The 8,054-nt window shown below is 51.1% G+C and carries 9 protein-coding genes; 1 reads left to right on the forward strand and 8 read right to left on the reverse strand.

What is annotated here, in order from left to right; all coding sequences use genetic code 11:
* Positions 1 to 147: 147 nt before the first annotated feature.
* The 7 genes from panC to sfsA form a co-directional block, all read right to left on the reverse strand.
* Positions 148 to 993, reverse strand: coding sequence for a pantoate--beta-alanine ligase (panC, locus tag CBX96_RS07920; protein ID WP_109286310.1), 846 nt, complete (start codon positions 991 to 993; stop codon positions 148 to 150).
* 51 nt (positions 994 to 1,044) lie between these two features.
* Positions 1,045 to 1,839, reverse strand: coding sequence for a 3-methyl-2-oxobutanoate hydroxymethyltransferase (gene panB, locus CBX96_RS07925; RefSeq protein ID WP_011627154.1), 795 nt, complete (start codon positions 1,837 to 1,839; stop codon positions 1,045 to 1,047).
* Positions 1,840 to 1,895: 56 nt separating this feature from the next.
* Positions 1,896 to 2,384: a 2-amino-4-hydroxy-6-hydroxymethyldihydropteridine diphosphokinase gene (folK, locus tag CBX96_RS07930; RefSeq protein WP_109286311.1), complete on the reverse strand. Its 489-nt coding sequence runs from the start codon at positions 2,382 to 2,384 to the stop codon at positions 1,896 to 1,898.
* Positions 2,384 to 3,691, reverse strand: coding sequence for a polynucleotide adenylyltransferase PcnB (locus CBX96_RS07935; protein ID WP_258294297.1), 1,308 nt, complete (start codon positions 3,689 to 3,691; stop codon positions 2,384 to 2,386). The genes folK and CBX96_RS07935 overlap by 1 nt, the downstream gene beginning before the upstream one ends.
* A gap of 281 nt (positions 3,692 to 3,972) precedes the next feature.
* A complete protein-coding gene (gene gluQRS / locus CBX96_RS07940) occupies positions 3,973 to 4,869 on the reverse strand; it encodes a tRNA glutamyl-Q(34) synthetase GluQRS (RefSeq protein ID WP_109286319.1) in 897 nt (298 codons plus the stop codon).
* Between the two features lie 139 nt (positions 4,870 to 5,008).
* A complete protein-coding gene (gene dksA, locus CBX96_RS07945; RefSeq protein ID WP_011718198.1) occupies positions 5,009 to 5,452 on the reverse strand; it encodes an RNA polymerase-binding protein DksA in 444 nt (147 codons plus the stop codon).
* A gap of 162 nt (positions 5,453 to 5,614) precedes the next feature.
* Positions 5,615 to 6,319: a DNA/RNA nuclease SfsA gene (sfsA, locus tag CBX96_RS07950; protein WP_089067024.1), complete on the reverse strand. Its 705-nt coding sequence runs from the start codon at positions 6,317 to 6,319 to the stop codon at positions 5,615 to 5,617.
* Positions 6,320 to 6,549: 230 nt separating this feature from the next.
* On the opposite strand from sfsA, the gene pepB reads away from it, so the two are divergent.
* Positions 6,550 to 7,842 carry an aminopeptidase PepB gene (gene pepB, locus CBX96_RS07955; RefSeq protein ID WP_109286313.1) on the forward strand — a complete coding sequence of 431 codons (1,293 nt, stop codon included), beginning with the start codon at positions 6,550 to 6,552 and terminating at the stop codon, positions 7,840 to 7,842.
* Here pepB and CBX96_RS21600 read toward each other — a convergent pair.
* Positions 7,832 to 8,054: hypothetical protein (locus CBX96_RS21600; RefSeq protein WP_219930416.1), on the reverse strand; the 223-nt coding region annotated here is incomplete at its 5' end. The two genes, pepB and CBX96_RS21600, sit on opposite strands and share 11 nt — an antisense overlap.

Genomic DNA, 8,054 nt, shown 5'->3' on the forward strand with positions numbered 1-8,054 from the left:
ACCGTGAATACTATGGCGTAACTCAAAGAATAAAACCAGTTTTTTGACGATGGAATTTTTTTGACACTCAATAGATTGAGACGCGTCTGCGCAGAACCGCACAAACAAAAAAGGAGCCTAAGCTCCTTTTTCTCATGCTTAAAACCCTTAGCGATCGAAGCGTAGATTATCAATAAGACGCGCCTTACCTAAGTAAGCGGCGGCCAAAATAACTAGTGCTTGATCCTGTGGCTCGGCATTCGCCAGTGTGGTTGCATGACGAACTTCCAAGTAATCAGGCGTGAAGCCTGCGGCGATAAGGCTCGCTTTGGCTTCCTCTGTGACTTGTTCGATACTCACGCCTTGTTTGATGCCTTGCGCCATGGCATCGATGGCTTTTTTCAACGCCGGCGCAGCAGCTTTTTCTTCCGCCGTCAGGTAGCCATTGCGTGAACTCATGGCTAAGCCCGAGGCTTCACGAATGGTATCTACACCAATAATTTCAATCGGCAGTGACAAGTCTTCAACCATAGTGCGGATCACTAACAGTTGTTGATAATCCTTATTACCAAAGAAAGCGACATCGGGCTGCACTATGTTGAACAGTTTGCAGACGATAGTTGCCACGCCGCGGAAATGACCGGGACGACTGGCGCCGCAGAGTACATCGGAAATTCCCGGTACTTCGACATAGGTTTGCTGCGCCAAGCCTTTGGGATAAATAATCGCTGGCGTTGGGGTGAACAGCAGCTCGGCACCCGCAGCGGTCAGCGCTTGGCTATCGGCCTCTAAGGTGCGCGGGTAGGCATCGAGATCTTCGTTCTGTCCAAACTGCATGGGATTCACGAAGATTGATACGACCACATGGTCGCACTTCTTCGCTGCTTCTTTCACTAAGGTGATGTGTCCCTGATGGAGATTGCCCATGGTCGGCACAAAGGCGACGGTCTCGCCCTGGGCACGCCATGCCCGCACTTGAGTACGAATATCATCGATATGGGCGCTAGTGATCATTAACTCTTACCTTGCTAAAACTTGAAATTAGTTGAACCTGTGCTCTGACTCTTAGCTAAATGTGTGCTCTGAACTTGGGAAGGTGCCATTGGCCACTTCTTCAATATAAGCACGTACCGCCGAGCGGATTTCACCCGTTTGCTTGAGGTAGTTCTTTGAAAAACGTGGAATATAACCACTCGAAATACCGAGCACATCGTGCATCACTAGGATCTGACCATCTGTGGTGGCGCCAGCGCCGATGCCGATCACTGGGATAGTTAATGCTTGAGTGATGGCGGTGGCGAGAGATTCCGGAATACATTCAACCACTAAGAGTTGTGCGCCAGCGGCTTCTAAGGCTTTGGCTTCATCGAGAATGCGCTGGGCATTTTCAGCATCGCGGCCTTGTACTTTAAAGCCACCAAAAACGTGTACCGATTGCGGGGTAAGGCCCAAGTGGGCGCAGACAGGAATACCGCGCTCGGTCAGTTTAGTCACGGTTTCGAGTAACCAGTGACCGCCTTCCAGCTTCACCATATTGGCACCCGCCTGCATCAGTGCAGTGGCGTTTTCCATGGCTTGTTCTGGCGTGGCGTAACTCATAAATGGCATGTCGGCGATCAGCAGTGAACGCTCGATACCGCGACGCACACAACGGGTGTGGTAGGCGATTTCGGCTGTCGTGACAGGCAGCGTATCATCGTGGCCTTGCAGAACCATTCCCAAAGAATCGCCGACCAGTAGCACATCGATGCCTTCGCCGTCGAACGCACTGGCAAAGCTGGCATCATAGGCTGTCAGAGCGGTGAATTTTCTACCTTCCTGTTTGTATTTCAACAGGGTTGAGCTAGTAACTTTAGACATATGGGTGATCTTCAAACCAAATGGAAGTGGTGTTATAAGCTAACTGGGGACTGACTTCAATGATCATTGCCCAGTAGTTGTAACTCGGCCAAGAATTTTTCACTGATAAGGCTGCGTAGCGGCGTTTTACAGGGCAACACTAAATCGGGTGCAATGGCTGCCAAGGGCACTAGCACAAAACTACGCTCCTTCATGCCGTAGTGCGGCACTTTGAGTCTGGGCTCATCGATAATGGTATCGCCATATAAGAGTAAGTCGAGATCTAAGGTTCTGGGGCCCCAACGTTCTTTACGGACGCGGCCCTGAGTGTTTTCAATCTCTTGCAGTGCATCTAACAGGGCGATGGGCGCCAGAGAGGTCTCAAAGCTGGCAACGGCATTGATATAGTCGGGTTGCACTACGTCCCCCATGGGGGCGGAGCCGTAATAGGGCGATAACTTAAGACTTTGATTTTCAGCCAAGGCGGACAAGGCCGCAACGGCATTGTCCAACTGAGCTTTAGGATCTTCAAGATTAGCCCCGAGGGCGACAAAAACCTGAGTCATTATTCGGCGGCTTTGGCTTTCGCGGCACTCGGGCGACGGCGACGGCGCTGTGGTGAATTGCGGTTACGGTTACCCGCCGCTTTGTTACCACTGCGGGCGATATTCAAACGCTCGGTCTCATCCGCTTCAACAAATTGTTGCCACCAAGCAGCACTCTTGGCGACATTGCCACCTTCGACTTCACCGCGCAGTAACAGCAAGTCGTAGGCCGCTCTAAATTTAGGGTGCTCTAGTAGTTTAAAGGCGCGAGTGCCTTGGCTGCGATCGAAACGTAATTGCAATTGCCAAATGTCTTTGGCAGGCGTGCTAAACCGACGCGGAATGCTGATAGTTTGGCATTGCTGCTCAATCACATCACCCATGGCGGCAAAAAACGCATCGTATAAGGTCAGGCCGCTCTCGACCGCGATATCTTCGGCGCGTTGGCGCAGTGGATACCAGAGGATCGCCGCATAGAAGAAGGACGGGGTAACAGGTTTATCTTCGTTCACACGCGCGTCCGTGCTCTTCATGATGGCTTGCACCATCTTCATCGCAGGGCCCTTAGGCGCATCTTTTAATTGGGCATCGACTTGCGGGAAGAGCGGCGCGAACAGCTTATATTCCTGCATCATCTCAAAGTTGGCCATGGCTTTGCCGGCGAAGAAGAGTTTGAGCACTTCTTCATACATGCGGGCGGCTGGAATATCCTTGAGCAGTGGCGCTAACTGTTTGATAGGTTTAGCGGTCACTTCATCAATCGCCATGCTGAGCTTAGTGGCAAAACGCACAGCCCTGAGCATACGCACTGGATCTTCACGGTAACGGGTTTCGGGATCGCCAATCAGCCTTAAGGTGCCAGCCTTAAGATCTTCCATACCGCCGCCATAGCTGCGGATAGAGTAGTCGCTGATATCGTAGTAAAGGGCGTTGACGGTAAAATCGCGGCGCTCTGCGTCTTCATCGATTTCGCCATACACGTTATCCCTGAGCAAACGCCCTTCGGCATTGGCTTTGGAAATCTTTTCATTGCTGTCGCCGTGGTGGCCACGGAAGGTGGCAACTTCAATCACATCGCGGCCAAACACAATATGGGCGAGGCGGAACCGGCGTCCGACTACGCGGCAATTGCGAAACAGCTTTTTAATTTCTTCCGGCGTCGCATTGGTCACAACGTCGAAATCTTTCGGTTCGAGTCCGAGGAGTAAATCCCGTACGCCCCCACCGACTAAATAGGCCTGAAAACCTGATTTATTCAATCGGTATAATACTTTAAGTGCGTTTTCGCTGATCTGCTTACGGGAAATCGAATGCGCATCCCGAGGCACGAGCGACAAGCTTAAGCCGCCTGAAGTGAGTTCTGGCGTTTGGGGTTCAATCTGAGCTGGAGTCGGAGCGGTCGTTTTAGGCGCGTCTTCAAATAGCTGCTTGCAGAATTGGCTGATACGGCGAAAAATGGGACACCTCGGAATGTATCTGTTATGTGATTAAAAATCTGGCGGCTATGATATACCAATTGAGCACCGATGGGTATATCGCGATTTTTGAGCTATGCCACGACTTAGCACTGCTAAAATGATGCTTTTTGGCCGCAACTCGCCCCACGGGGTTAAGGTGCTATCAAGATTTCCCGCTGCTTCGGAATGGCCGACAGTTGAAACTGCGCCACCGCTTGGGCCAGCATTTGCGGCGCCGTTGTCGGCTCCACTGGCGCTTGGCCTAAAAAGGTGAGGGCGGCATTAAGGCTCGCCTGTGGATGCTGTTTATCGATAGCCTGCGCATGGTTTTGTTTCGACAGCTTAAATCCCGGTGTCAAACAGGCTAAGGGTAAGTGCAACCACAGCGGCGCGCTTAGGCCAAAGGTTTGATACAGGCTCAATTGGCGACAACTTGCTTCGATTAAATCATAGCCCCGTACCACTTCGGTAATGCCTTGATAGGCATCATCCAACACCACGGCCAGTTGATAGGCGTACAGGCCATCGCTGCGTTTGATAATAAAATCTTCGGCGGCAAAGGCATGGTCCACGACGACTTTTCCCATCAGGTTATCGCTAAATTCGGCGACTTGTTGTCGATTGACAATGCGGATTGCACCCGATTGATGTGGTGTGGCTAACTGATGGCAGCGACCATCGTAAATCCCGCCCATGGCTTGGATCTGTTTACGACTACACTGGCAAAAGTAGGCATTATCTTCGGCGAGTAACTCGTCGAGCTTGGCTTGATAGGCCTCGGTGCGCGCACTCTGGTACAGCACAGTGTTATCCCATTCGAAACCGTAGGCTTCTAAGGTACGTAAAATATCATCGGCTGCGCCCGCAACTTCCCGCGGTGGATCAATATCTTCAACGCGAATTAACCACTTTCCCCCTAATGAGCGCGCCCGCAGATAACTGCCAAGGGCGGCGATCAGTGAGCCAAAATGCAGCGCGCCCGAGGGCGAAGGGGCAAAACGGCCAACATAGGGTTGCAAAGCAGAAGTGTTGGAAGAGTGAGTCGCCATCATAGGAATGTGCAGGAATAACCAGTCAAAGTGGCTGTATTTTAGGGGGATACGAACAAAAAAGCGAAGTGAAACGAGAGGATGTTAATGCAAGACGCACAAACAAGTAGGCGGGGAAATCCCCGCCCGAGATGGCCGATTAACCCGCCATTTGCTTCTCTTTGATCTCTGCAAGCGTTTTACAGTCGATACATTGATCGGCCGTTGGACGCGCTTCGAGACGGCGAATACCGATTTCGATACCGCAGGTTTCACAGAAGCCAAAATCGTCTTCTTCGATTTTTTGTAGGGTTTTCTCGATCTTCTTGATCAGTTTACGTTCTCTGTCACGGGCACGCAGTTCGAGACTGAACTCTTCCTCTTGCGCTGCACGGTCTACAGGATCAGGAAAGTTTGCTGCTTCGTCCTGCATGTGACTCAGAGTACGGTCGACTTCCTCACGCAACTGATTGCGCCAAGCTTCAAGAATGATCTTGAAGTGACCCAGTTGCTTAGCGTTCATATACTCCTCACCCGGCTTTTCCTGGTAGGGACTTACACCTGCGATAGCGAGTACGCCAAGTTTTTTGGTGCCTTCAGGCATAACGCATCTCCTGTCATCATTTGCGTTGTAGGGCGTCCTTAAGAACGGCCGCTATCTATATCAGAATCTTCACATTGAGGCAAATTTTTCATTTCACCTTGGCAGAATTTTTTGATTGCCTTCGCTAATTGAAATGAAAATGCATTTTACTGAATCTTAACATCATACTCGGACTGGACAAGCGTGGGCTAGATGTATCTCACTCGCAGAAATCTCACAGCGATAAGCTAAGACTTCTACTCCTGATAAAACAGCCTTTTTCAACAGGTTAGCATATTCTGGGTCGATATGTGCCGCGGGGGCCACGCTGTGGATGTCTGTGTGTTGCACCACAAATAGCAAGACGGCTCTATGGCCAAGGCTGGCCATGTGCATTAATTCCCGCAGATGTTTTTGGCCGCGAAGACTCACAGCATCGGGGAAATAACCTTGGCCATCCTCAAGCAAAGTACAACTTTTGACTTCAATATAACAGGCGGGTTTTTGAGCTGCCTGAAGCAAGATATCGATGCGGCTGTTTTCATCGCCGTACTTCACTTCGCGGCTTAAGCTGTCGTAGCCTGTGAGTTCGGTGATGACACCTTTATTAAGCGCCTCCTCGACTAGGGCGTTGGCATTCCCCGAATGAATGCCGATAAGGCCACCCGTTGGCGTGGTCATTAACTCCCATGTATGGGCATATTTACGTTTAGGATTGTTAGAAGTCGAAAACCATACGGTTTCACCGGGGAACAGGCAGTTACGCATTGAACCAGTATTGGGGCAATGCAGGGTGATTTCAGTGCCGTCTTCGAGTTGAACATCGGCGAGAAAACGTTTGTAGCGCTGGAGCAATTTTCCCGATTTCAGTGCTGGACTAAAGTGCATGCTATAACCTGTAGCGAGTGATTTTTGCGCCCAAGACTAACAAATTTCGCAAATGTTTACAGATTTTACCTCGGTAACTTACGCCGATGGCTTTCAGTCCTTGGCCGCTGGCAGTAAACTGCCGCCAACCCCGTTGTACTTTGTATACTCCAAAAGCCTGAGGATGCAGGACCTCTCACCTCAAGTTGCATGGGTATAAGCGCAAGAACAAATTAAAATAAGGACCCCTCATGAGTGAACTTAAAGTGACTGAAGTGATGAGAGTTGAGTTAACCAAAGATACCCCTGCCGCCCATTGGGGCAAAGCCGATGTGACCTTCAATGCCGAAGGCGCATTAGTCCACTTAGGTGGTGGTGACGAGCTGCGCCAAATTCAAATGGCGGCGCGTAAGTTACGTAATCAAGGGATCAGCACTGTTGCCTTAGCTGGATCTCTTTGGGATCTGAATAGCCAATGGGTATTCGCCCAAGGTTTTGCCACAGCCAAACCCGGTTACAAGATCCAATGGTGCGGCGATGAAGCTGTACAAGCCGAGTTACAACGTCGTTTAGAAGTGGCGACATTTGCCCGCCAACTGATCAACGATACTCCTGAAAATCTGTCTCCGGTGAAACTGGCGCAGCAAGCAGCCAAATGGTTAGCCGAACTCGGTGGCGCTAAGGTGAGCTACCGTATTATTGAAGGCGAAGCATTATTAGAAGAGCAGTGGATTGGGATCCATGCCGTAGGCCGTGGCAGTGAGCGTCCACCAGCGATGTTAGAGCTAGACTTTAACCCGCTGTCAGCCGATGCCCCTGTATCTGTTGCCTTAGTGGGTAAAGGGATTACCTTCGACTCTGGCGGTTACAGCATTAAAGCCTCTGAAGGCATGCTGGGTATGAAGTGCGATATGGGCGGCGCCGCCACCGTGACGGCCGCTTTAGGTTTAGCGATTAAATCGGGTCTGAACAAACGCGTTAAGTTATTCCTCTGCTGCGCTGAAAACCTGATCAGCGGCCGTGCCTATAAGCTGGGGGATATCCTCACCTACAAAAATGGCGTGACAGTTGAAGTGGTTAACACCGATGCCGAAGGACGCTTAGTGCTGGCCGATGGCCTGCAAGCGGCTTCTGCGACGGGTGCTCCTTTTATTATCGACGCGGCAACCTTAACTGGCGCAGCTGTGATGGCGGTGGGCTCTAACTACAACGCGATTTTCTCGCCACAGACCGAAGTGTTACAACTGGCGCAGCAAAAAGCCTCGACAGTGGCCGAGCGTGTATGGCCATTGCCACTGGACCCTTGGCACAAAGACATGTGTCCATCGGCCTATGCTGACACCGCAAACAGCCGCCCTGTAAAAGGCGGTGGTGCTGGCGGCGCTTCTAATGCGGCGGGCTTCCTGTGGCGTTTCGTTTCGCCAGAAGCCAAGTGGTTACACGTGGATTTAGCGGCGGCCTTCGAAGATTCGGCTTCTGCACTCTGGGGTGCTGGCGCGACCACCCATGGCGTGCTGACCATCAGTGAGCTGATTAAAGGCTAAGTTTGCCTTTGCGACTGCAGCTTGGCAGTTGGCTTAGCTTACGAGTAGCGCTTCTTATTGTATTAAAACCGCCTTCGGGCGGTTTTTTATTGTCATCCCAAAACCACCGCCTCTGGCGGTGGTGATTGTCCCTTAAGGCTATAGCCTGAATAACGCCCATGTTAAAAGAGACCTTCTTATTCACCACAAGTAAGAGGAAACGAGAAACATGG

This window comes from Shewanella sp. BC20 (assembly GCF_003129585.1).
Classification (GTDB): Bacteria; Pseudomonadota; Gammaproteobacteria; order Enterobacterales; family Shewanellaceae; genus Shewanella; species Shewanella seohaensis.

Coding starts and splice junctions, on each gene's coding strand:
- dksA (WP_011718198.1), bottom strand. CDS start 5,452: ATGCCTGAAGGCACCAAAAAACTTGGCGTACTCGCTATCGCAGGTGTA.
- panC (WP_109286310.1), bottom strand. CDS start 993: ATGATCACTAGCGCCCATATCGATGATATTCGTACTCAAGTGCGGGCA.
- folK (WP_109286311.1), bottom strand. CDS start 2,384: ATGACTCAGGTTTTTGTCGCCCTCGGGGCTAATCTTGAAGATCCTAAA.
- gluQRS (WP_109286319.1), bottom strand. CDS start 4,869: ATGGCGACTCACTCTTCCAACACTTCTGCTTTGCAACCCTATGTTGGC.
- sfsA (WP_089067024.1), bottom strand. CDS start 6,319: ATGCACTTTAGTCCAGCACTGAAATCGGGAAAATTGCTCCAGCGCTAC.
- pepB (WP_109286313.1), top strand. CDS start 6,550: ATGAGTGAACTTAAAGTGACTGAAGTGATGAGAGTTGAGTTAACCAAA.
- panB (WP_011627154.1), bottom strand. CDS start 1,839: ATGTCTAAAGTTACTAGCTCAACCCTGTTGAAATACAAACAGGAAGGT.